At 72.6% G+C, this 23,840-nt stretch carries 15 protein-coding genes; 11 read left to right on the top strand and 4 right to left on the bottom strand.

Going from position 1 to position 23,840, the window contains the following annotated elements:
• Positions 1-309 precede the first annotated feature (309 nt).
• The 3 genes from mtrA (at position 310) to ABZ495_RS28835 (ending at position 4,979) form a co-directional block, all read left to right on the top strand.
• Positions 310-987 (top strand): MtrAB system response regulator MtrA, encoded by a 678-nt coding sequence (gene mtrA, locus ABZ495_RS28845; RefSeq protein ID WP_030061806.1) that lies wholly within the window; start codon positions 310-312, stop codon positions 985-987.
• A gap of 130 nt (positions 988-1,117) precedes the next feature.
• On the top strand, positions 1,118-3,127 hold the full coding sequence (gene mtrB, locus ABZ495_RS28840; protein WP_359809226.1) for an MtrAB system histidine kinase MtrB: 2,010 nt from the start codon (positions 1,118-1,120) through the stop codon (positions 3,125-3,127).
• Positions 3,105-4,979, top strand: coding sequence for an LpqB family beta-propeller domain-containing protein (locus ABZ495_RS28835; protein ID WP_359838810.1), 1,875 nt, complete (start codon positions 3,105-3,107; stop codon positions 4,977-4,979). Before mtrB ends, ABZ495_RS28835 begins: the two co-directional genes overlap by 23 nt.
• 79 nt (positions 4,980-5,058) lie before the next feature.
• Here the strand turns inward: ABZ495_RS28835 and ABZ495_RS28830 are convergent, their stop codons facing one another.
• Positions 5,059-5,739, bottom strand: coding sequence for a ComF family protein (locus tag ABZ495_RS28830; protein ID WP_359838816.1), 681 nt, complete (start codon positions 5,737-5,739; stop codon positions 5,059-5,061).
• Between the two features lie 450 nt (positions 5,740-6,189).
• On the opposite strand from ABZ495_RS28830, the gene raiA reads away from it, so the two are divergent.
• Positions 6,190-6,882 carry a ribosome-associated translation inhibitor RaiA gene (gene raiA, locus ABZ495_RS28825; protein WP_329487904.1) on the top strand — a complete coding sequence of 231 codons (693 nt, stop codon included), beginning with the start codon at positions 6,190-6,192 and terminating at the stop codon, positions 6,880-6,882.
• A gap of 268 nt (positions 6,883-7,150) precedes the next feature.
• Entirely contained in the window at positions 7,151-7,909 is a 759-nt protein-coding gene (locus ABZ495_RS28820; RefSeq protein WP_329487903.1) for a response regulator transcription factor, read from the top strand.
• Between the two features lie 31 nt (positions 7,910-7,940).
• Here ABZ495_RS28820 and ABZ495_RS28815 read toward each other — a convergent pair whose 3' ends face one another.
• Together ABZ495_RS28815 and ABZ495_RS28810 are read right to left on the bottom strand one after the other, a co-directional pair.
• Positions 7,941-9,122 (bottom strand): crosslink repair DNA glycosylase YcaQ family protein, encoded by a 1,182-nt coding sequence (locus tag ABZ495_RS28815; protein ID WP_359838808.1) that lies wholly within the window; start codon positions 9,120-9,122, stop codon positions 7,941-7,943.
• Between the two features lie 118 nt (positions 9,123-9,240).
• Positions 9,241-9,831, bottom strand: coding sequence for a GNAT family N-acetyltransferase (locus tag ABZ495_RS28810; protein WP_359809204.1), 591 nt, complete (start codon positions 9,829-9,831; stop codon positions 9,241-9,243).
• Positions 9,832-10,082: 251 nt separating this feature from the next.
• Between ABZ495_RS28810 and secA the strand changes: the two genes are divergently transcribed.
• Positions 10,083-12,845, top strand: a complete 2,763-nt coding sequence (secA, locus tag ABZ495_RS28805; protein WP_329487900.1) for a preprotein translocase subunit SecA — start codon at positions 10,083-10,085, stop codon at positions 12,843-12,845.
• Positions 12,846-13,129: 284 nt separating this feature from the next.
• Here secA and ABZ495_RS28800 read toward each other — a convergent pair whose 3' ends face one another.
• Positions 13,130-13,669: an Rv3235 family protein gene (locus tag ABZ495_RS28800; protein ID WP_359809206.1), complete on the bottom strand. Its 540-nt coding sequence runs from the start codon at positions 13,667-13,669 to the stop codon at positions 13,130-13,132.
• 349 nt (positions 13,670-14,018) lie between these two features.
• Here ABZ495_RS28800 and ABZ495_RS28795 point away from each other — a divergent pair, with 349 nt between their 5' ends.
• The 5 genes from ABZ495_RS28795 to ABZ495_RS28775 all read left to right on the top strand — a co-directional run bounded on the left by ABZ495_RS28795 (position 14,019) and on the right by ABZ495_RS28775 (position 23,710).
• Positions 14,019-15,083 carry a patatin-like phospholipase family protein gene (locus ABZ495_RS28795; protein ID WP_359838806.1) on the top strand — a complete coding sequence of 355 codons (1,065 nt, stop codon included), beginning with the start codon at positions 14,019-14,021 and terminating at the stop codon, positions 15,081-15,083.
• Between the two features lie 340 nt (positions 15,084-15,423).
• Entirely contained in the window at positions 15,424-15,933 is a 510-nt protein-coding gene (locus tag ABZ495_RS28790) for a hypothetical protein (RefSeq protein ID WP_329487897.1), read from the top strand.
• A 106-nt stretch (positions 15,934-16,039) separates the two neighbouring features.
• A complete protein-coding gene (locus tag ABZ495_RS28785) occupies positions 16,040-16,696 on the top strand; it encodes an HAD hydrolase-like protein (RefSeq protein WP_329487896.1) in 657 nt (218 codons plus the stop codon).
• A 155-nt stretch (positions 16,697-16,851) separates the two neighbouring features.
• Positions 16,852-18,477 carry an L-glutamate gamma-semialdehyde dehydrogenase gene (gene pruA / locus ABZ495_RS28780; protein WP_359809230.1) on the top strand — a complete coding sequence of 542 codons (1,626 nt, stop codon included), beginning with the start codon at positions 16,852-16,854 and terminating at the stop codon, positions 18,475-18,477.
• A 283-nt stretch (positions 18,478-18,760) separates the two neighbouring features.
• Entirely contained in the window at positions 18,761-23,710 is a 4,950-nt protein-coding gene (locus ABZ495_RS28775; protein WP_359809209.1) for an NAD-glutamate dehydrogenase, read from the top strand.
• Positions 23,711-23,840 lie beyond the last annotated feature (130 nt).

Genomic DNA, 23,840 nt, shown 5'->3' with positions numbered 1-23,840 from the left:
ACTGCTCCTCGGAGGGGCGTCAGGGTTCGCGGGGCCGGGTGGATCTTCACCCGCGCGCAGCGCCCATCGTGCCATGGTGGTCGGACGGCCCCCAGGGGTATCCGGTTGCTGAACGGCAACGGGAGGCCGTCGGGCGGGCGGGACGCGGTCCGGACGCGGCCCGGGGGTGACCGGTGGGGCCGGAGGGGCCGGTTCGGGCCAGGTCATTCGTCCGGTATGGCCGGAATTCGCCGGGCTGCCACTTGGCCGTTCTGGAGCAAAGGGACTGCTGTGCGGCAGGTCACAATCCGGTAATGAGAAGATGGACGCATGAAGGGACGCGTCCTCGTCGTTGATGACGACTCCGCACTGGCCGAGATGCTCGGCATTGTGCTGCGTGGTGAGGGTTTTGAGCCGTTTTTCGTCGCGGATGGGGACAAGGCACTAGCCGCGTTCCGGGAGACCAAGCCCGATCTGGTCCTGCTGGACCTGATGCTGCCCGGACGGGACGGCATCGATGTCTGCAGGCAGATCCGGGCGGAGTCCGGCATCCCGATCGTCATGCTGACCGCGAAGACCGACACGGTCGACGTCGTGGTCGGTCTGGAATCGGGTGCCGATGACTATGTCACCAAGCCGTTCAAGCCCAAGGAGCTGGTGGCCCGGGTACGTGCCCGACTTCGCCGTGCCGAGGAGCCGACTCCCGAGCAGCTGACCATCGGCGATCTGGTGATCGACGTGGCCGGCCACTCCGTCAAGCGGGACGGCCGGGGCATCCCGCTGACCCCGCTGGAGTTCGACCTGCTCGTCGCACTGGCCCGCAAGCCCTGGCAGGTGTTCACCCGGGAGGTGCTGCTGGAGCAGGTCTGGGGCTACCGCCACGCGGCGGACACCCGACTGGTCAACGTCCACGTCCAGCGGCTCCGGTCCAAGATCGAGAAGGACCCGGAGCGTCCCGAGATCGTGGTGACCGTCCGTGGCGTCGGCTACAAGGCCGGACCCAGCTGACGTGACGTACCAGGCTGACGACACCCCGTCGGAGTCCTCGACCGACGGGGAGTCCGCCGTGCGCGGCGACGTGCTGAGCTCGACCACGCGCAGCCGCCGCCGTCGCGGGCCCGCCGCACTGCTCGCGCCGGTGACCCGTCAGCTGCGCCGGCCCCTGCACCGGGTCTCGGCGCTGTACCGCCGTTCCATCCAGCTGCGGGTGGTCGCGGCCACCCTGATGCTCTCCGTCGTGGTGGTCCTGGTCCTGGGCGTGGTGGTGGTGGCCCAGGTGCGCAACGGGCTGCTGGGCACCAAGCGGGACTCGGCGCACAGCCAGGCCCGGGCCGGCTTCCAGACCGAGCAGAAGAAGATCGACGAGGCCAAGGACCTGCGGCTCAAGGTCGGCGCACCCGCCGACCAGGCCGTCGAGGAGACCGGTACCTGGCTGCTCAACCAGGTCGGCGACCTCGCGGCCAGCGGCCAGAACGTCTACTCGGTGATCGCGGTGGTGCGCGGCGGCAAGACGGTCTCGCCGGAGACGGCCGGCCTCGGACCGCGCTACACCGGTGACATCTCGCCGGTCAGCATCCCCGACACGCTGCGCGCCAGGGTCTCGGCGGAGCCCGGCCAGATCTTCGACCAGCCGACGCGGATCCACCGCGTGGACGGCGCTGGGCGGACCGAGCCCGGACTGGCCATCGGCATGCAGTTCACCGGCCCCAACGGCGTCTCCTACGAGCTGTACTACATCTTCTCCTTCGGCCAGGAGACGGACACCCTCGACCTGGTCACCGGGACCCTCGCCACGGCCGGGGTCTTCGTGGTGATCCTGATGGGCGGGATCGCCTGGCTGGTGGTGCGCCAGGTGGTCACCCCGGTCCGGATGGCCGCCGGGATCTCGGAGCGGCTGGCCGCGGGCCACCTGGAAGAGCGGATGAAGGTCACCGGGACGGACGACATCGCCCGCCTCGGCGAGTCCTTCAACCGGATGGCGAACGCGCTGCAGGCGCAGATCCGCCAGCTGGAGGAGCTCTCCCGGGTGCAGCGGCGGTTCGTCTCCGACGTCTCGCACGAGCTGCGCACCCCGCTGACCACCGTCCGGATGGCCGCGGACCTGATCTACGACAGCCGCGAGGACCTGGACCCGATGGCGGCCCGCTCGGCCGAGCTGCTCCAGGGCCAGCTGGACCGTTTCGAGTCGCTGCTCGCCGACCTGCTGGAGATCAGCCGCTTCGACGCCGGCGCCGCGATCCTGGACGCCGAGCCGGTCGACCTGCGCGAGATCGTCACCCGGGTGGTGGAGGCCGCCGACCCGCTGGCCCAGGCCAAGGGCAGCGCCGTGGTGATCCGCGGCGACGGCGAACCGGTGCTGGCGGAGGTCGACTCCCGCCGGATCGAGCGCATCCTGCGCAACCTGGTGGTCAACGCGCTGGAGCACGGCGAGGGCCGGGACGTCGTGGTCCGGCTGGGCTCGGCGGACGGCGCCGTCGCGGTCGGCGTGCGCGACTACGGCATCGGGCTCAAGCCCGGCGAGGCGTCCCGGGTCTTCCACCGCTTCTGGCGGGCCGACCCGTCCCGGGTGCGGACCACCGGCGGCACCGGCCTCGGGCTGTCCATCGCGGTCGAGGACGCGCACCTGCACGGCGGCTGGCTGCAGGCCTGGGGCGAGCCCGGCGGTGGCTCGCACTTCCGGCTCACCCTGCCGCGCACCCGCGGCGGCGACATCAACCGGGCACCGTTCCGGCTGGAGCCGGAGGACTCGCGCAACAACCGGGGCCTCGGCTCGTACGGCGTGCCGTACCGCCGGGCGATCCGGCCGGGCGGCGCCACCGCGCTGACCGCCACCGACGAGCCGGCCGTCCCGGAGACCCCGGAGGGCTCCGGGGGCAGCGGGTTCGGCAGCGGCCTCGGCGGCGTACTGAGCATCGGCCCGGGCCTGGGCACCAGCCGGCTGCCCCAGGGCCCGCGGGCCGACCCCTCGGACGTCCGGACCGCCGGCGCCGGGTACGGTGCCACCGGAGCCCAGGTGATGGTGGACCCGACGCCCGGCTGGCCGTCGGTGGCACAGCGGACGGCGGAACCGGGCCCGGCGGAGGCCGGGCACGGCACGGCCGGGACGGACACGGAGGGGTCGCAGCGTGCGAGGGACGAGCGGGACTGAGCCGCGGCTGGCCGCGGTGGCCGGCGTGGTGCTGGGCACCCTGCTGGCCGGCGGCTGCGCGGCCATGCCGGACTCCGGCGGCGTCAGCAAGGTCGAACTGGCGCAGGACTCGGTGGACAAGAACCTGCAGGTCAGGGTCTTCCCGAAGGCGCCCGACAAGGGCGCCAAGCCGCGCGACCTGCTGGCCGGGTTCCTGGACGCCGTCACGGCGGACGAGAGCTACGACACCGCCCGGATGTACCTCACCGAGGAGGCGGCGGCGAAGTGGAAGCCGGACGAGCGCATCCAGGTGCTCTCCGCGACCCCGTCGCTGCCCGTCCAGACCCTGACCGAGGCCGACACCTCCTTCGCCGTCCCGGTGTCCGGCATGGTGGTGGCCGAGGTGGACGCCAAGCACTCGTACACCTTCCTGGACGGCCAGAAGGACGTGGACTTCCAGTTCTCGTTCGTCCGGGACAAGAAGAGCGGCGAGTGGCGGATCGACGCGCTGCCCGACGGCCTGCTCATCAACGAAACCAACTTCCGCAACAGTTACCGCCAGGTGGACCGCTTCTTCTACGCGGCCGACGACCCGTCCGCGGCCGCGACGCTGCGCTCCCCGGCCGTGCTGATCGCCGACCCGATCTACCTGCGGCGCCGAATAGACCCGCTGACCTCGGCCGCCAGGGCCGTGGTCGCCGGGCCGTCCGACTGGCTCTCGCCGGTGGCCCGGAGCGCCTTCCCTACCGGTACCGCCGTCGAGCGGGTGAGCGTCGACGAGGCCCGCACCGCCCACGTGGTGCTCACCGGTGTCGACCTCGGCGGCGCGATGCTCTGCAAGCGGATGGCCACTCAGCTCTTCTACACCCTCGCCGACCAGGGCAAGGGGCAGGTGGACAGGCTGGACCTGAAGGGCCCGCGCAACAGCGGCTGCCAGGCGACCCGCGGCGACCTCCCGCAGACCGGACCGGGCGCGCTGACCGGGGCCGGCTCCCAGCGGCAGTTCTTCCAGCGGGCCGACAACGGCGTCCTGACCGAGGCTCAGGAGACCGGCGACGGCAACCCGGTGCGCGGCCCGCTGGGCCGTCCGCAACCGGCCGGCCGGGACCCGCTCGGCACGATCGCGGTGGCCCGGGACGGCGAGCGGGCCGCGGCGATCGGCGGCAGGGGCCACCAGCTCTACACGGTGCCGCTGGCGGACGGCGTGCAGGCCATGCCCGAGCCGGTGCTCACCACCCCCGTCCGCACCGGGCAGAAGGACGAGGACGGCCTGACCTCGCCCAGCTGGGACGGCCGCGGCGACCTCTGGGTGGTGGACCGCGACCCGCAGAACCGGCGGGTGGTGATGGTGCGCGGCAACCAGCCCCCGGTCACGGTGCCGGTGGACAGCCCCGACGGGCAGGTGCTGCAGGACCTCAAGATCTCCTCGGACGCCGTCCGGATCGCCCTGGTGTTCAAGGACCAGCGCGGGGCGCAGTCGCTCTGGCTCGGTCTGGTGGTGCACGGCGGCACCAAGGACGCCCCGACCGCGCGGATCACCGGACTGCGCCGGGTGGCCCCCGCGATCACCGAGGTCTCCTCGGTGTCCTGGGCGGAGGCCGACCAGCTGCTGGTGCTGGGCAAGGAGAAGGGCCGCCTCCAGCAGCTGCACTACATCAGTACGGACGGCTCGCAGAGCAGCGAGGCCCCGCCCCAGGGCGGCGAGGGGATGGCCTCGGCCCAGGCCTCGGAGGCGCCCGCCGACACCATGGACCAGGCTCCGCCGGTGCTCGCGCGGCAGGGCACCGACGGCAAGATCTACCGGCTGGTCAACAGCCAGTGGCGTGAGCTCGTCCTGAACTTCCGGGCGTCCTCCTTCATCTATCCCGGCTGAGCGGGCGGTCCGGTCCCGGCTTCGTCTATCCCGGCTCAGCGGGCGGTTCGGTCCCGGCTTCGTCCGAGCTGGTCCGGGGCTACCGGGGGCGGGGCCCGCCGCAGGGGTGGGGCACCCGGCCGGCGGGCCGGTGCGGGACGGCGGCCGCGACGGTGGCGGCCGCCTTCGGCGGGAGCCCGGCCGACGCCATCGCCCGAGCGGCCTCGGCGAGGCTGGCCCCCGTGGTCACCAGGTCGTCCACCAGGACCGGCCGGCGGCCGGTCAGCCGGCGGTCCGCCCGCGGCAGGACGGTGAGCGCGCCGTGCAGGTTGCGCCGGCGCTCGGTGGCGGTGAGGCCGGCCTGGTCCGCGACCGGCCGGGTGTGCCGCAGCAGGGCCGCCGCCCTGGCGTCCACTCCGGCCCGGCGCAGTGACCGGGCGGCCGCGCCGGCCAGCCGCAGCGTCGGATCGTGCCCGCGGGCGCGGACGGCGGAACGGGCCGAGGGCATCGGGACCAGCAGCAGCGGGCTCAGCCCCGCGCGCGGCCCGAGCGAGGAGCGCACGGCCAGGGCGAGTGCTTCGCCGAGCGGCCCGGCGAGGTGCAGCGCGCCGCGCTCCTTGTGGGCGAGCAGCAGCTGCCGGACCGGTCCGGCGTACGGGGCGGCGGCGTGCACCCAGGGCAGCGCGGTGGGGCCGGGCCGGGCGGCGGCCAGGGCGTGCCGGCAGGCCGGGCAGAGCTGGGTGCGGTCGGCGCCGCAGCCGGCGCAGCGGGCGGGCAGCAGCACCTCCAACAGACCGGCCAGTGCGTGGCCGAACGGCCCTTGGGCGGACCGTGGACGGGTGGGGACGGCGGTGGGCGGCACGGCTGCTCCTGGCGGCGGCAGGCACGGAGAGTGAGCACAGGATGCGCCGTACGGGGGGTGTTGTCCAGGTATTTACCCATGCTTCACTCGCAAGAGGGTAGACAGGGTGCAACAGCCTGACCGCCAGCCCACCGCCTCGGGTCGTACCCGTATTCCCGTTTGGGGAGGCGAAAACCCCGTGTGAGGTGTTCGATGAGGCTCCAGGGGGTTTCAACCGTCCCTGGTGGGGAGGAAGTGAGGTGAGGGCCAGTCGCTTTCGTCGCTCGCGGCGGAGGTGGAGGGTCAGCAGCGAAGTGGCTGGTCCGGCTGGGTCTCAGCCCGATCCGGTAGCACCCGGATCGGCGTCAGCACGAGGGATCGGAGTTCTGCGTGGACATCGTCGTCAAGGGCCGCAAGACCGAGGTGCCCAAGAGGTTCCGCGAGCACGTGGCCGAGAAGCTGGAGAAGGTCCAGAAGTTCGACGGCAAGGTGATCAGCCTCGACGTCGAGGTGTCCAAGGAGCACAACCCGCGTCAGGCCGACCGGTCCGAGCGGGTGGAGATCACTCTCCGTACCCGCGGTCCGGTGATCCGGGCCGAGGCCGCCGCCGGCGACCCGTACGCGGCGCTCGACCTGGCTTCGGCGAAGCTCGACGCGCAGCTGCGCAAGTCCGCGGACCGGCGCCGGGTGCACAAGGGCGGCAACGGCCGCACTCCCATCAGCGTCGCCGAGGCGACCGCGGCCCTGGCCGCGCTGCCCGAGACGACCAAGCCGGAGAACGAGACCAACGGGGCCGTCCGCAAGACCATGATGGGATCCCTGGAAGTGGAGGGCGAAGGCCCGCTGGTGGTCCGGGAGAAGACCCACCCGGCCGCCCCCATGGCGCTGGACCAGGCGCTCTACGAGATGGAACTGGTCGGCCACGACTTCTACCTGTTCGTGGAGAAGGACAGCGGCCTGCCGAGCGTCGTCTACCGCCGGCACGGTTACCACTACGGAGTCATCCACCTGAAGGCCGACGGAACGACCGGGCCGGGTGGCGGTGCCGGCGGCGCCATCGGCGGCGCCGACGACGAGGACTGACCGTCCGAGCGGTGTGGGAGTGGTGACCCCGGTGGCGCTGCCGCCGGGGTCACCGGCGTTCGGGGGGCGTTCCGGGCGCGTTCGGGGGTGTTCCGTGGCGTTCGCGGCTGCTCCGGAGTGGGTGCCGGGCCGGTCCGGGCCGGTGACCGGCCGATTCCGGGCGCCGGGAGGTCACCCGGTGCGAGGGAATCGGCATCGGAGGGTGACCGGAGGACGTCCGCGGCGTGGAATGATTGGCGAACGACGACCGGCGACGGGGGAGGAGCGGATGGGGGATCACTTCGGGCTGGGGCCCGGTGCGGGGCCGGTCGGGGGGGTGGCGCGAGGGTCGGGGGAGGACCTCGACTACGCCCCGCGCCGGAGGGAGCCGATCCGCGTCCTGGTGGTGGACGACCACGCGCTGTTCCGCCGCGGCCTGGAGATCGTGCTCGCCGAGGAGGAGGACATCACCGTCGTCGGTGAGGCGGGGGACGGCGCGGAGGCCGTGCTCAAGGCCGCCGACCTGCTGCCCGACATCATTCTGATGGATGTTCGGATGCCCCGTCGCAGCGGGATCGAGGCCTGCACCGCGATCAAGGACGTGGCCCCCAGCACCAAGATCATCATGCTGACGATAAGCGACGAGGAAGCCGACCTCTACGAGGCGATCAAGGCGGGTGCCACCGGGTACCTGCTCAAGGAGATCTCCACCGACGAGGTGGCCACCGCGATCAGGGCGGTCGCCGACGGCCAGTCGCAGATCAGCCCGTCGATGGCCTCCAAGCTGCTCACCGAGTTCAAGTCGATGATCCAGCGCCGCTCCGACGACCGGGACCTCGTGCCCGCCCCCCGGTTGACCGACCGGGAGTTGGAAGTGCTGAAGCTGGTGGCGACCGGGATGAACAACCGGGAGATCGCCAAGGAGCTGTTCATCAGCGAGAACACCGTGAAGAACCACGTGCGCAACATCCTGGAGAAGCTCCAGCTGCACTCCCGGATGGAGGCCGTGGTCTACGCGATGCGGGAGAAGATCCTCGAAATAGGGTGACGGCGGAGCCCGTCGCGGGCCCGGTGCCGGCTCAGTCGGCGAGCAGCTTCTCCAGCGCCGGGCGCAACGCCTCGTCGTGCAGCGCCTCCACCCGGACGCTGTCGCAGCCCACCCACGCGGCCGCCTCGCGCAGCGCGGTCGCCAGCGCCCCGACGTGCCGCGCGGAGTCCAGCGAGACCTGACGGGCCACCAGGGTGCCGCCCGCCCGGGCCGGATCGACCCGGCCGACCAGCTGCCCGCCGGCCAGCAGCGGCATCGCGAAGTAGCCGTGCACCCGCTTGTGCTTGGGGGTGTAGGCCTCCAGCCGGTGCGTCATGCCGAAGATCCGCTCGGTGCGCGAGCGGTCCCAGATCAGCGAGTCGAACGGCGAGAGCAGCGTGGTGCGGTGCCGGCCGCGCGGGGCGGTGGCGAGTGCGGCCGGATCGGCCCAGGCCGCGGCGGGGGCGCCGGCCGGGCCCCAGCCCGCGACCCGCACCGGGACCAGGCCGGAGTCGGCGAGCACCGCGTCCAGCTGCTCGGCCTTCAGACGGTGGTAGTCGAGCAGATCGCCCCGGGTGGCCACGCCGAGCGCGGCGCCGGCCTGGGCGACCAGGGTGCGCAGGCAGTCCTCGTCGGTCGGCTCCGCCTCGAACAGCTCGGTGGGGACGGCCTGTTCGGCCAGCGCGTAGACCCGCTTCCAGCTCCGGCGCTCGGTGCAGACCACGTCGCCGAACGCCAGGGCCCGCTCCACCGCGATCTTGGTGTCGGACCAGTCCCACCAGTCGGCCGTCTTCTTGGCGCCGCCCAGCTCGGTCGAGGTGAGCGGCCCCCCGTCGCGCAGCTTGGCCAGGACGGCCCGGTAGGTGGCGGCGTCCACCTGCATGCCCCAGACGTGGGCGCGCTCGCGGTAGCGCCGGCGGCGGAACGCGAAGAGCGGCCACTCCTCGATCGGCAGGATGCAGGCCGCGTGCGACCAGTACTCGAAGCTCGCTCCCGACGCCCAGTAGGCCGCGTCGACGGCGGGCCGGCCGACGGCGCCGAGCCGGGCGTACGGGACCAGCTCGTGCGAGCGGGCCAGCACCGAGATGGTGTCGAGCTGGACGGCGCCGAGGTGGCGCAGCACTCCGCGGACGCCGCCCCGGCGGTCCGGCGCGCCGAGCAGGCCCTGTGCGCGCAGGGCGATCCGGCGGGCCTCGTCGGCGCCGAGGGTCGTGGCGGGAGTCATGACGGTCATGTCGGCGAGCGTAGACCGCGGCACCGACAACGCCCCGGCCCGGAAGGACCGGGTGCCGGGGCGTGGTCGGCCGTCGCCGGCGGCGGGGCGGGGCCTCGGAGCCGGGGTACGGGGCCGCTCAGTCCGCGAGGTCGGTGGCGAGGTCGGTGGCGAGCAGCCCGCCGACCCAGGAGTCGCGGAACTCGCCGCGCTGCTCGGCGTACGAGCGCAGGGTGCCCTCGAAGCGGAAGCCGACCTTCTCGGCGACCGCGCGGGAGCCCTCGTTGCCCACGTACGCCGTCCACTCCAGCCGGCGCAGGCCCAGCTCGGTGATCGCGTGGTGGGCGACCGCGCGGGCGGCCTCGACGGTGTACCCGCGGCCGCGGTGCTCCCGGGTGGCCCACCAGCCGACCTCGGCGGTCCCCGGCCTGCCCGGGACGCGGACCAGCCCCTGGGCGCCGACCAGGGCGCCACCGGCGCGCTCGACCACGCACCAGACGAGGTTCTCGCCGGTGCGACGGCCGTTCACGGCCAGGTCGTTGACGAAGTACTCCGCGTCCTCGCGGCGGTACGGGCTGGGAACGACCGTCCAGCGCTGGATCTCCGGGTCCTGGCAAGCCTCGAAGATCGCGTCCAGGTCGGATTCCCGGGGCGGTCGCAGGAACAGCCGCTCGGTGACCAGGAGGCCCGGAACGGAGTCGGGCGCGGTGGGTTCGGGGTGCTCTGCCATGAACGGATTATTCCGTGCAGAAAGGAAACCGGGCATCCGAATAACCGGCTCGACCGCTCAACCGCCCGGGCAGCTGACCGTTTTGCCCCGGTGGGCGATGCTATCGGGCCATGTGCCCGCACGGGTGACACGGGAATAGCGTGCTGACGCACCTCCCGGGGTGTTGGACTCCTCGCATACGATGGCCCGTGCGGTGGGGTAAACCCGTCGTGCAGTCGTCCAGTGCCAATACAGGCAAGGAGCCCGCTCAAGTGTCCGTCTTCGACAAGATCCTGCGCGCCGGCGAAGGCAAGATCCTTCGCAAGCTGCAGCGGATTGCTGCCCAGGTCAACTCCATCGAAGAGGACTTCGTCAACCTCACCGACGCCGAGCTGCGCGCGCTGACCGACGAGTACAAGCAGCGGATCGCGGACGGTGAGTCCCTGGACGACATCCTCCCCGAGGCGTTCGCGACCGTCCGCGAGGCCGCCCGGCGAGTGCTCGGGCAGCGGCACTACGACGTCCAGATCATGGGCGGCGCCGCGCTGCACTTCGGCTACGTCGCCGAGATGCGCACCGGTGAGGGCAAGACCCTGGTCGGCACCCTGCCCACCTACCTCAACGCACTGACCGGCAAGGGCGTCCACCTGATCACGGTCAACGACTACCTCGCCGAGCGCGACTCGGAGTGGATGGGCCGGGTGCACCGCTTCCTCGGCCTCGAAGTCGGCGTGATCCTGGGCAACATGACGCCCGCCGAGCGCAAGCGCCAGTACGCGATGGACATCACGTACGGCACCAACAACGAGTTCGGCTTCGACTACCTGCGCGACAACATGGCCTGGTCGAAGGACGAACTCGTCCAGCGCGGCCACAACTTCGCGGTGGTCGACGAGGTCGACTCGATCCTCATCGACGAGGCCCGTACCCCGCTGATCATCTCCGGCCCGGCGGACCAGGCGACCAAGTGGTACGCCGACTTCGCCAAGCTGGTGCAGCGCCTGAAGATCGAGCGCGACTACGAGGTCGACGAGAAGAAGCGCACCGTCGGCGTGCTGGAGGAGGGTGTCACCCGGGTCGAGGACTACCTCGGCATCGACAACCTCTACGAGTCGGTGAACACCCCGCTGGTCGGCTTCCTGAACAACGCCATCAAGGCCAAGGAGCTGTACAAGCGGGACAAGGACTACGTCGTGATGAACGGCGAGGTCATGATCGTCGACGAGCACACCGGCCGCATCCTGGCCGGGCGCCGCTACAACGAGGGCATGCACCAGGCGATCGAGGCGAAGGAGGGGGTGGAGGTCCAGAACGAGAACCAGACGCTGGCCACCATCACCCTGCAGAACTTCTTCCGCCTGTACGACAAGCTTTCCGGAATGACCGGTACCGGTACCACCGAGGCCGCCGAGTTCCACCAGATCTACAAGCTCGGCGTGGTGCCCATTCCGACCAACCGGGACCCGCTGCGCATCGACCAGCCCGACCTGATCTACAAGTCGGAGCCGGCCAAGTTCGCCGCCGTGGTCGAGGACATCGCCGAGAAGCACGAGAAGGGCCAGCCGGTGCTGGTCGGCACCGTGTCGGTGGAGAAGTCCGAGTACCTGTCGCAGGAGCTGCGCAAGCGCGGCATCCCGCACGAGGTGCTGAACGCCAAGCACCACGAGCGCGAGGCGCAGATCGTCGCGCAGGCGGGCCGCAAGGGCGCCGTGACCGTCGCCACCAACATGGCCGGCCGTGGCACCGACATCATGCTCGGCGGCAACTCCGACCACCTCGCCGCGGCCGAGCTGGCCCAGCGCGGCATCACCCCGGTGGACACCCCGGAGGAGTACGAGGAGGCGTTCCCGGCCGCGCTGGAGAAGGCCAAGGCGTCCGTGAAGGCGGAGCAGGACGAGGTCAAGGCGGCCGGTGGCCTCTACGTCCTCGGCACCGAGCGGCACGAGTCCCGCCGGATCGACAACCAGCTGCGCGGCCGTTCCGGCCGTCAGGGCGACCCGGGCGAGTCCCGCTTCTACCTGTCGCTCGGCGACGACCTGATGCGCCTGTTCAAGGCCGGCATGGTCGAGCGCGTGCTCTCGATGGCCAACGTGCCCGAGGACGTGCCGATCGAGTCCAAGATGGTCACCCGCGCCATCGCCTCGGCGCAGACCCAGGTCGAGCAGCAGAACTTCGAGATCCGCAAGAACGTCCTCAAGTACGACGAGGTGCTGAACCGCCAGCGCGAGGTCATCTACGGCGAGCGCCGCCGCGTCCTGGAGGGCGAGGACCTGCAGGAGCAGGTCGGCCACTTCATGGACGACACCGTCGAGGCGTACGTCAAGGCGGCCACCGGCGAGGGCTACGAGGACGACTGGGACCTCGACAAGCTCTGGACGGCGCTGAAGCAGCTCTACCCCGTCACCCTGGACCTGGAGCAGCTGGAGGAGGACGCCGGCGGCACGGCCGGACTCACCCCGGAGTTCCTCACCAAGGTCATCCAGGAGGACATCCAGGGGCAGTACGGCGCCCGCGAGGACCAGCTCGGCGCGGAGATCATGCGCGAGCTGGAGCGCCGGGTCGTCCTCTCGGTGCTGGACCGCCGCTGGCGCGAGCACCTCTACGAGATGGACTACCTCCAGGAGGGCATCGGCCTGCGGGCCATGGCGCAGCGCGACCCGCTGGTCGAGTACCAGCGCGAGGGCTTCGACATGTTCACCGCCATGATGGAGGGCATCAAGGAGGAGTCCGTCGGCTACCTGTTCAACCTGGAGGTCCAGGTCGAGCAGCAGGTCGAGGAGGTGCCGGTCGAGGACGCCGAGGTGCTGCTCGACAAGCTGGAGAAGGACGCCGCCCGTCCGGAGATCAAGGCCAAGGGCCTGGAGGCCCCCAAGCCGCAGCGGCTGCACTACACGGCCCCCTCGGACGAGGTCGGTGGCGGTGTCGTCGAGGGTGACTTCGAGGACCTCGCGCCGGAGGACGAGGGCGACGGGCTGACCCGCGCCGAGCGCCGCAAGGCCGCCAAGTCGGCCAAGGGCCGCCGTCGCAAGAGCTGAGACGGGGCCGGTCCGCCCGGTCCGCCGCCACGCAGGGCGCCACTCCCGCAGGGGGGTGGCGCCCTGCGCCGTTGCGCCGGTGCCGCTGCCGGTGTCCACGGCGTCGGCGGGCCGGTCGGACTGTGGGGCGGGGTCGGACCGCGGGGTCCACGCGGCCCGTGCGGGCCGCGTGGCGCCGTCGCGGGAGCCGCCGGGGGCACCTGGTGCGGGCCGGCCGCCGCGGCCCGGTGCGGCGCCCGTCCGGGACCGGGGGCGGTGCGACGGGACGGTCGCGCCGGGCGGGTTCACCGGGCCTCCACGGCGGTGCACTGCCACTGCCCGGCCGCCCCGCGCTGCTCCAGCCGGAACGCCACCATGTGGTGCCGGCTGCCGAGGTCGACCCGGACGCAGGCCTCGATCGCGTCGGGCGAGGGCGACCGGTCGTGCACCGGCCCGAGCCGGGGCCGGTCGGCGGCGCCGCCGCGCCGCAGGATGCCGATCCGGACGAGCGAGGCGAGCTGGCCGTAGCCGTCCAGGCTGGTGTGCCGCATCAGCTGGCCGGACGGCCGGGCGCCGGTGAGCACCTCGACCAGCTGGTGGGCGAACCGTGTGCTCAGCCCGGTGTGGGGGCCCGGGGCGGCGGGGGCGGCGCAGGCGGTCCGGGGCCGGCGCGGTCGCCGGCCGTCGTAGGGGTGGTGGCCGGTCCGGGCGGTGGGGTGGTGCGGCCGGTGCGGGTGGGCCGAGGGGCGGACGGGCCGGCCACCGTGGCCGCCGGGCGGTACGGCGGTCGGCCCGGCGGGTCGGGGGGCGGGCTGGGCGGCGGCGGGGACCGGGCTGGTGGTCATGGGGCCCTCCCGGGCAGTTGGTGCGGGTACGGACGGGTCCTTGGTAGCCCGGTGCCGCGCGGGGCGGCAAGCGGGTTCGGCGCATCCGGCGGGCCCGCCCGCGGTCTCACCTATCCGGGTGAAAGACCCGGTGCCGCAAGGGCCGCCGGGCCCGTCGGGAGGGCGCCCGGTTGACGTACCGGGGCCAGCGGGAAGGCCCGAAAGGGGACACCCCGCACCGTCGGGACGGGCGGCGCGCCCGCCGGGCGCGACGTTGCGCCGCCTGGCCCTGGGCGCGCACGATCGGAGCCGGTCCGGGAACCGTGGAGGACGGACCACGACAGCGCCCCGACGAGGACAGGCGGCCGGCATGACGACATGGGTAGCGCAGACACGGGCGTCGTCGTCGGCGCCGCCCGCCGACGGCCGGCCCCGGCGCGGCCTGGTGCTGGGCGGTGGCGGGATGCTGGGCGCGGCGTGGACGGTCGGCGCGCTCTGCGCCGTCGAGGAGGCGGTCGGCTGGCGGCCGGGCGGCGCCGAGGTGGTGCTCGGGACGTCGGCGGGCGCGATCCTCGCCGCGATGCTGGCCGGTGGGGTCGGTACCGGCGAGCTCCGCGACCACCAGCGCGGTCTGCCGGTTCCGGACGGCCCGCTGGCCGGGGTGGCCTTCGACTACGAGACCGCGGTCGGCGGGGCGCTGCCCCCGCGCCCGCGCGCCGGCATCGGCTCGCCGGGCCTGCTGCGGGACGCCGTCCGCCACCCGCGCGAGTACCCGCTGCTGACCATGGTGTCGGCGATGGCGCCGCACGGCCGCGGCTCGCTGGAGCCCGTCGGCGAGCTGGTGCGCGGTCTGCTGGGCGGGGACGGCTGGCCGGCCGGCTCGCCGCTGCGGGTGGCGGCGGTGGACTACCGCGGCGGCCGCCGGGTGGTCTTCGGCGATCCGGGCGCGCCGGCCGCCGCCGTCGCCGACGCGGTGATGGCCTCCTGCGCGATCCCCGGCTGGTTCGCCCCGGTCCGGGTGAACGGCTCGGCGTACGTGGACGGCGGCTGCTGGTCGGCCACCAACGCCGATCTGATGCTCGGCCGCGGTCTGGACGAGGTGTTCGTGCTCGCCCCGATGGCGCTGCGGCTGCACCCGCGCGGGCGCGCCGAGCCCGGTCGCGGCACCGTGGTGGCGCTGCGCGAGTGGCGCGCCCGGGACCGCCCGCGCGGGGTGCTCGCCCAGCTGGTCGGCCGCTACCGCCGGGCGGTGACCAGGCAGCTGATGCGGGAGACCCGGCTGCTGCGGGCGAGCGGCGTCCGGGTGCACCTGCTCGCGCCGACCCTGGCGGACCTGACGGTGATGGGCCCGAACATGATGGACCCGGCCCGCCGCGGAGCGGTGCTGGAGAGCGCGCTGCGGACCAGCCGGGCGGCCCTGGACGGCGTGCGGTGATCCGGCCCGCGCGCGGGCGGTCGCCGGTGGGGGCAGCGCGTGCGGCGGGTCGTGGCGGCCGGGGGCGCGTGCTCGGGTCGAGGGCGTGCCCGGCCGCCGGGGGCGCCCGGTCCCCTCGCGTGCGGTGATCCGGCCGGCGCCCCGGGTGGTCGGCGGCCGTGTCCGGCACGCCGCAGGGCCGCCGGCCGGCCCGGTTCCCGGCGGCACCGGCGGTGCGCGGCGCCGTCGCCGGGAGCCGGCGGTGCGGGCGGGAGTGAGCGCGTGATCACGGATGCCACCCCGGCGCTTATTCTTGGGGCGCTGGAAGCTGTGCCGCTGGACGAACCGGAGAGTGCCACCGATGCGCGTGTACGTGCCCACCACCCTGACCGGCCTGGCAGCGGCGCACCCGGGCGGCGCCCTGGAGCAGTCCGCGGCGTACGCCGTGACCCCCGCGCTGCGCGAGTGGTACGTCAGTGACGACCTCGAAGAGCTGGAGTACGCGGCGCTGAACCGGGCCGCGCAGTCCTCGCTGCGGCTGCTGGCCGCCGACCCGCAGGCGCCGCGCCGCCGGGTGGTGGTGGCGCTGGACGTCGCCGACTCCGCGGTGCGGCCGTTCCCCGGCGACGAGTACCAGGACCAGGCCTCGCTGGGCCGGGTGGTGCTGGCCGGGCCGGTGCGGCTGGCGAAGGCGGCCGCGGTGCACGCGGACGTGGCCGACCAGGAGGTGGTCGCGGACGTCGAGGCGGCGGTCGCGGCCGTCGCCGCGGCCGACGAGGGCGATCAGGACGCCCAGTTCACCGTGGACGGCGCCGAGGACCACGAGCTGCTCTGGTTCGCCACCCAGGAGATCGCCGCCCTGCTGCCCTGAGCCCGGCCCGGGGCGGCCTGAGCGGCCCGCCTCGCGCCGCCCGCCCGCCGGGCCCCGGCCACCCCGTCGTACCGCTTCGTCGGTGACCGGGGTTACCGTTCCCTGCGTGCGCACTCATATCGTCTGGGACTGGAACGGCACGCTCTTCCACGACATGGAGGCGGTGCTCGGCGCGAGCAACGCCGCGTTCGCGACCATCGGCATCGGCCCGATGACCATGCAGGAGTACCGCGAGCAGTACGAGATCCCGATTCCCCGCTTCTACCAGCGGCTGCTCGGTCGGATGCCCTCCGACGCCGAGTGGCTGCGGCTCGACGACGTCTTCCACGACCGCTATCTGGAGCTGAGCGTGGCGTGCGGGCTGACCGAGGGCGTGCTGGAGCTGCTGAGCGGCTGGGGGGAGGCCGGGCACAGCCAGTCCCTGCTGTCGATGTACGAGCACCACAAGCTGCTGCCGGTGGTCGACGGCTTCGGCCTGACCGGTCACTTCCTCCGGGTGGACGGCCGCAGCGGGCCCGCCGGTGGCCAGAAGGCGGAGCACCTGGCCAGGCACCTGGCCGCGCTCGGGGAACAGGTGGACCCGGCCCGCACGGTGCTGATCGGCGACGCCGCGGACGACGCGCTGGCGGCGCTGAGCGCGGGTGCGCACGCGGTGCTGTACACCGGTGGCTCGCACACCCGGGCGAAGCTGGAGCCGGTGGGCGTCCCGGTGGTGGACAGCCTGGCCGAGGCCGTCGAGCTGGCCGCGAGCCTGGTCGGCTGAGTCCGGCCCGGTAGCCCGGCGTCCGGTGGCCCGGCGCCCGGACGTGGCGCGAACCACGTCCACCGGTGGCGTGTCCGAGCGGGCGAACCGGCCCTCCGCTCGTCAGTCTGGATTGACGCCAGGCCATCAGGACGACGAGCGGAGCCGCCATGCCCATCGACGCAGTCACCCAGGTCCCGACCCCGGGCAACGAGCCGGTGCACGGGTACGCGCCCGGCAGCCCGGAGCGGACCGGGCTGGTGCGCCGGCTGGACGAGCTGGCCGCCGAGCAGATCCCGCTGCCGATGACCATCGCCGGCGAGCAGCGGTTCGGCGGCGGCGAGCGGATCGAGGTCGTCCAGCCGCACCACCACGCGGCGAAGCTGGGGGTGCTGGGCAACGCCACCCGGGAGGACGCCCGGGCCGCGGTGGACGCGGCGCTGGCGGCCGGGCGCGAGTGGCGCGGGCTGTCCTTCGACGACCGGGCGGCGGTCTTCCTGCGCGCCGCCGACCTGCTGGCCGGCCCCTGGCGGGAGACCCTCAACGCGGCCACCATGCTGGGCCAGTCCAAGACGGTCCAGCAGGCCGAGATCGACTCCGCCTGCGAGCTGATCGACTTCTGGCGGTTCAACGTGCGGTTCGCCCGCGAGATCCTGGCCGACCAGCCGATCTCCTCGCCCGGGGTGTGGAACCGCACCGACCACCGCCCGCTGGAGGGCTTCGTCTACGCGGTCACCCCGTTCAACTTCACCGCGATCGCGGGCAACCTGCCGACCGCGCCGGCCCTGATGGGCAACACCGTGGTCTGGAAGCCGGCGCCCACCCAGACCCTGGCCGCGTACTACCTGATGCGCCTGCTGGAGGCCGCCGGCCTGCCGCCCGGGGTGATCAACATGGTGACCGGCGACGGGCAGCAGCTCTCCCAGGTGGCACTCACCGACCCCGCCCTCGCCGGGCTGCACTTCACCGGCTCCACCGCCACCTTCCAGTCGCTCTGGCAGACCGTGGGCGCCAACATCGGCGGCTACCGGACGTACCCGCGGATCGTCGGCGAGACCGGCGGCAAGGACTTCCTGCTCGCCCACCGCTCGGCCGACCCGGCGATCGTGCGGACCGCGCTGATCCGCGGCGCCTTCGAGTACCAGGGCCAGAAGTGCTCGGCGCTCTCCCGGGCCTACCTGCCGCGCAGCCTCTGGCAGACGATCAAGGACGAGTTCCTGGCCGAGGTGGACGCGCTGGCCGTCGGCGACGTCACCGACCTGTCCAACTTCATGGGCGCGCTGATCGACCGGCGCGCCTTCGAGAAGAACCGCGACGCGATCGACCGGGCCAAGGCCGACCCGACGGTGGAGCTGGCGGCCGGCGGGCAGTACGACGACGCGATCGGCTGGTTCGTCCGCCCCACCGTGCTGGTCTCCTCCGACCACCGGGGCGAGATCTTCCGCACCGAGTACTTCGGTCCGATCCTGGCCGTCCACGTCTACGAGGACTCCCGCTGGGAAGACGTCCTGCGACGGGTGGACTCGGGCGCGCCGTACGGCCTCACCGGTGCGGTGATCGCGCAGGACCGCTACGCCATCGCACAGGCGGTGGAGGAGCTGCGCTTCGCGGCGGGCAACTTCTACATCAACGACAAGCCGACCGGCGCGGTGGTCGGCCAGCAGCCGTTCGGCGGCGGCCGGGCCTCCGGCACCAACGACAAGGCCGGCGCCGCCCAGAACCTGCTGCGCTGGACCTCGGCGCGGTCGATCAAGGAGACCTTCGTCCCGCCGACCACGTATGTTCACCCGCATATGGGCTGATGGCGAACACAGCGGGTCGGATTGGACATGGTGTCCAGGACGGCGGGATCTTCCTGCAGGATTGCGCCTCCCTGTCCCCTGACACCTTCGAATCGGCCCGTTAGGCTGGCTGGCGTCGTCGGGTGGCTGCAGGCCGAACGTCTCGTCCTACCCGCTGCGGAGGTGTTTCATGCGCGCCATGGAGACCTTTCAGCCGGTTGGTGCGGCAGGATTGCGGTGGACCCGGCGGTGAGACCACACACCACCGAGTCACGCAACGGCGCGCGACAGGAGCCAAGAAGTCATGCAGACCAAGCTGGACGCAGCCAAGGCCGAACTGCTCACGAAGGCAGCAGCAGCCGCTGAGAACAGCCAGGTGGGGGGAGCGGCGCCGGGGGAGGGTCTGAGCAACGGCGCTCTGACCGCGTACCTGCACCACTACTACCTCCACACCGCGCCCGAGGACCTGGTCGACCGCGACCCGGTCGACGTGTACGGCGCGGCCGCCTCCCACTACCGCCTCGGCCTCAAGCGCCCGCAGGGCACCGCCGAGGTCCGCGTGCACACCCCGTCGGTGGAGGAGAACGGCTGGTCCTGCGGCCACACCGTGGTCGAGGTCGTCACGGACGACATGCCCTTCCTGGTCGACTCGGTCACCAACGAGCTGTCCCGCCAGGACCGGGCGATCCACATCGTGATCCACCCCCAGCTGGTGGTCCGCCGTGACATCACCGGCAAGCTGCTGGAGATCCTGGACATCGACGCCTGCGCCCGCAGCCAGGCCGCCGGCACCGAGTGGCCCGCCGACGCCGTCGTCGAGTCCTGGATGCACATCGAGGTCGACCGCGAGACCGACCGCGACGACCTCCGCGCGATCGAGGCCGACCTGCGCCGGGTCCTGGGCGACGTCCGCGAGGTCGTCGAGGACTGGACGAAGATGCGCGAGTCCGCGCTGCGGCTCGCCGACGAGCTCGCCGAGGAGCCCCCGGCCCACCTGCCCGAGCAGGAGGTCGGCGAGGCCTGGGAGCTGATGCGCTGGCTGGCCGACGACCACTTCACCTTCCTCGGCTACCGCGAGTACGACCTGGTGGAGCACGAGGGCGAGGAGGTCCTGAAGGCCGTCGCCGGCACCGGCCTCGGCATCCTGCGCTCCGACCCGCTCAGCCACGACGACGACCACCACCCGGTCAGCGAGGCCTTCGGCCGGCTCTCCGCGCCGGTGCGCGCCAAGGCCCACGAGAAGAAGCTGCTCGTCCTCACCAAGGCCAACAGCCGCTCCACCGTGCACCGCCCGGCCTACCTCGACTACGTCGGCGTGAAGAAGTTCGACGCCAACGGCGAGGTCGTCGGCGAGCGCCGCTTCCTCGGCCTGTTCTCGGCCGCCGCCTACACCGAGTCGGTCAGCCGCATCCCGGTGGTCCGCCGCAAGGTCCAGGACGTCGTCCTCAGCTCCGGCTTCTCCACCGAGAGCCACGACGGCCGCGACCTGGTGCAGATCCTGGAGACCTTCCCCCGGGACGAGATCTTCCAGACCCCGGCCGAGGAACTGCTCCAGATCGCCACCAGCGTGCTCTACCTCCAGGAGCGCCGCCGGCTGCGGCTCTTCCTGCGCCAGGACGAGTACGGGCGCTACTTCTCCGCGCTGGTGTACCTGCCGCGCGACCGCTACACCACCCGCATCCGGCTGCGCCTGATGGACATCCTGATGCAGGAGCTCAACGGCGCCTCGATCGACTACACGGTCTGGTCGACGGAGTCCGTGCTGACCCGGCTGCACTTCGTCGTCCGGGTCACCCCCGGCAGCGAGCTGCCGCACCTGACCGACGCCGAGATCGAGCGGATCGAGGGCAAGCTCGCCGAGGCCGCCCGGTTCTGGATGGACGGCTTCAACGACCAGCTGCACCTGGAGCTGGGCGAGGAGCGGGCCGCCGAGCTGTCCCGCAAGTACGCCAACGCCTTCCCCGACGGCTACCGCGCCGACTTCACCGCGCGCACCGCCGTCGCCGACCTCAAGCAGATCGAGTCGCTGCACGGCGAGGGCGACTTCCGCCTCAACCTGTACCAGCCGGTCGGCGCGGGCGACGACGAGCGCCGCTTCAAGATCTACCGGGTCGGCGGCCCGATCTCGCTGACCGAGGTCCTGCCGGTCCTGCAGCGCCTGGGCGTCGAGGTGCTCGACGAGCACCCCTACGCGCTGACCCGCTCGGACCAGACCACCGCCTGGGTCTACGACTTCGGCCTGCGGCTGCGCGAGGCCGTCGAGCTGACCGACGAGGCGCGCGACCGCTTCCAGGAGACCTTCGCCGCCACCTGGACCGGCAAGGCCGAGAACGACGGCTTCAACGAGCTGGTGCTGACCGCCGGGCTGACCTGGCGCCAGGCGATGATGCTGCGCGCGTACGCCAAGTACCTGCGCCAGGCGGGCTCGACGTTCTCCCAGGACTACATGGAGGACGCGCTCCGCAACAACACCCACAGCACCCGGCTGCTGGTCAACCTCTTCGAGGCCCGGCTGAGCCCCAGCCACCAGCTGGGCGCGGCCGAGCTGACCGACGCCATCCTGGAGGAGCTGTCCGGCGCGCTGGACGAGGTCGCCTCGCTGGACGAGGACCGCATCCTGCGCTCCTTCCTGCACCTCATCAAGGCCACCCTGCGCACCAACTTCTTCCAGCACACCGGAGAAGCGGGCGCCTGGCACTCCTACGTGTCGATGAAGTTCGACCCGAAGGCCATCCCGGACCTGCCGGCCCCGCGCCCCGCGTTCGAGATCTGGGTCTACTCGCCGCAGGTCGAGGGCGTGCACCTGCGCTTCGGCAAGGTCGCCCGCGGCGGTCTGCGCTGGTCCGACCGGCGTGAGGACTTCCGCACCGAGATCCTGGGCCTGGTCAAGGCGCAGATGGTGAAGAACACCGTCATCGTGCCGGTCGGCGCGAAGGGCGGCTTCGTCGCCAAGCAGCTGCCGGACCCGTCGGTGGACCGGGACGCCTGGCTGGCCGAGGGCATCTCCTCCTACAAGACCTTCATCTCGGCGCTGCTGGACATCACCGACAACCTCAAGGGCGGCGAGGTCGTCCACCCGGCGGACGTGGTCCGCCACGACGAGGACGACACCTACCTGGTCGTCGCCGCGGACAAGGGCACCGCGACCTTCTCCGACATCGCCAACGGCGTCGCCGAGTCGTACGGCTTCTGGCTGGGCGACGCGTTCGCCTCCGGCGGTTCGGCCGGCTACGACCACAAGGGCATGGGCATCACCGCCCGCGGCGCCTGGGAGTCGGTCAAGCGCAACTTCCGCGAGCTCGGCCACGACACCCAGTCCGAGGACTTCACCGTCGTCGGCATCGGCGACATGTCCGGTGACGTCTTCGGCAACGGCATGCTGCTCAGCGAGCACATCCGCCTGGTCGCCGCCTTCGACCACCGGCACATCTTCCTCGACCCCAACCCGGACGCGGCCGTCTCGTACGCCGAGCGCCGCCGCCTCTTCGAGCTGCCGCGCAGCTCCTGGGACGACTACGACAAGTCGCTGATCTCGACCGGCGGCGGGGTCTTCCCGCGCAGCGCCAAGTCGATCCAGCTGACCTCGCAGGTGCGGGCCGCGCTCGGCGTCGAGGAGAGCCGGCTCACCCCGGCCGAGCTGATGAAGCGGATCCTCCAGGCGCCGGTCGACCTGTTCTGGAACGGGGGCATCGGCACCTACGTCAAGGCCTCCACCGAGACCAACGCCGAGGTCGGCGACAAGGCCAACGACGCGATCCGGGTCAACGGCGAGCAGCTGCGGGTCCGGGTCGTCGGTGAGGGCGGCAACCTCGGCTGCACCCAGCTCGGCCGGATCGAGTACGCGGCGTCCGGCGGCCCGCAGGGCGCCGGCGGCTGGATCAACACCGACGCCATCGACAACTCGGCCGGGGTGGACACCTCGGACCACGAGGTCAACATCAAGATCCTGCTCAACCAGGTCGTCGGGGACGGCGACATGACGGTCAAGCAGCGCAACCAGCTGCTCGCCGAGATGACCGACGAGGTCGGCCACCTGGTGCTGCGCAACAACTACGCGCAGAACGTGGTGCTGGCCAACGCCGTCGCCCAGGCGACCAGCATGGTCAACGTCCACTCCCGGATGATCAACCGCCTGGAGCGCGACGGCCGGCTCGACCGGGGGCTGGAGTTCCTGCCCACCGAGCGGCAGATCCGCGAGCGCCAGCAGAACGGCCGCGGCCTCTCGCAGCCCGAGCTGTCGGTGCTGCTCGCCTACACCAAGATCACCCTGGCCGACGAGCTGCTCGCCACCGAGCTGCCCGACGACCCGTTCTTCCGCACCGCGCTGCACGAGTACTTCCCCAGCGCGCTGCGGGCCCGGTTCGCCGAGGCGATCGACAACCACGCGCTGCGCCGCGAGATCATCACCACGCTGATCGTCAACGACACGATCAACCGCGGTGGCTGCACCTTCGCCTTCCGGCTGAAGGAGGAGACCGGCGCCACGTACGAGGAGATCGCCCGGACGCACACCGCCGCGCGGGCCGTCTTCAGCCTGGAGCAGATCTGGTCCGAGATCGAGGCCCTGGACAACCGGGTCCCGGCCGGCGCCCAGACCAGGATGCGGCTGCACTCGCGCCGGCTCGTCGAGCGCGCCACCCGGTGGATGCTGAACAACCGCCGCCAGCCGCTCGACATCGCCGGCACCATCGAGTTCTTCCACGACCGGGTCAACCAGGTCTGGGGCTCGCTGCCCAAGCCGCTGCGCGGCGAGGACCTGGCCTGGTTCGAGTCGGTCTACGGCGAGCTCGCCGCGGCCGGCGTGCCGGAGGAGCTGGCCACCCGGATCGCGGGTCTGTCCTCGACCTTCCCGACCCTGGACATCACCGAGGTCGCGGACCGGTCCGGCAAGGACGTCGCCGAGGTCGCCGAGCTGTACTACGACCTGGCCGACCGCCTGCAGATCACCCACCTGCTCGACCGCATCATCGAGCTGCCGCGGACCGACCGCTGGTCGTCGATGGCCCGCGCGGCGATCCGCGAGGACCTCTTCGCGGCCCACGCGGCGCTGACCGCCGACATCCTGGCCTGCGGCCCCGAGGGCGCGACCCCCGAGGAGCGGTACACCGCCTGGGCGGAGCTCAACTCCACCCTGCTGAACCGCGCCAAGAGCACGCTCGACGACATAAGGGGTTCGGACAACTACGAGCTGTCCAGCCTCTCCGTCGCGATGCGCGTCATCCGCACCCTGCTCCGCACGGGTTCGATGCGCTGACGACCGGGAGCCGGACGGCCCGGACGGCGGGGCCGCGTCTTCGGACGCGGCCCCGCCGTCGTCGTTCTCCGGGGCGGCGGCCGGGGCTGGGGCCGGCGCAGGGCGTCGAGGCGGAGCGTGTCAGGGCGGT

Origin of the sequence: Kitasatospora sp. NPDC005748 (assembly GCF_040630735.1) — a bacterium.
Lineage (GTDB): Bacteria > Actinomycetota > Actinomycetes > Streptomycetales > Streptomycetaceae > Kitasatospora.
This window is presented reverse-complemented; position numbering and strand designations above follow the sequence as displayed.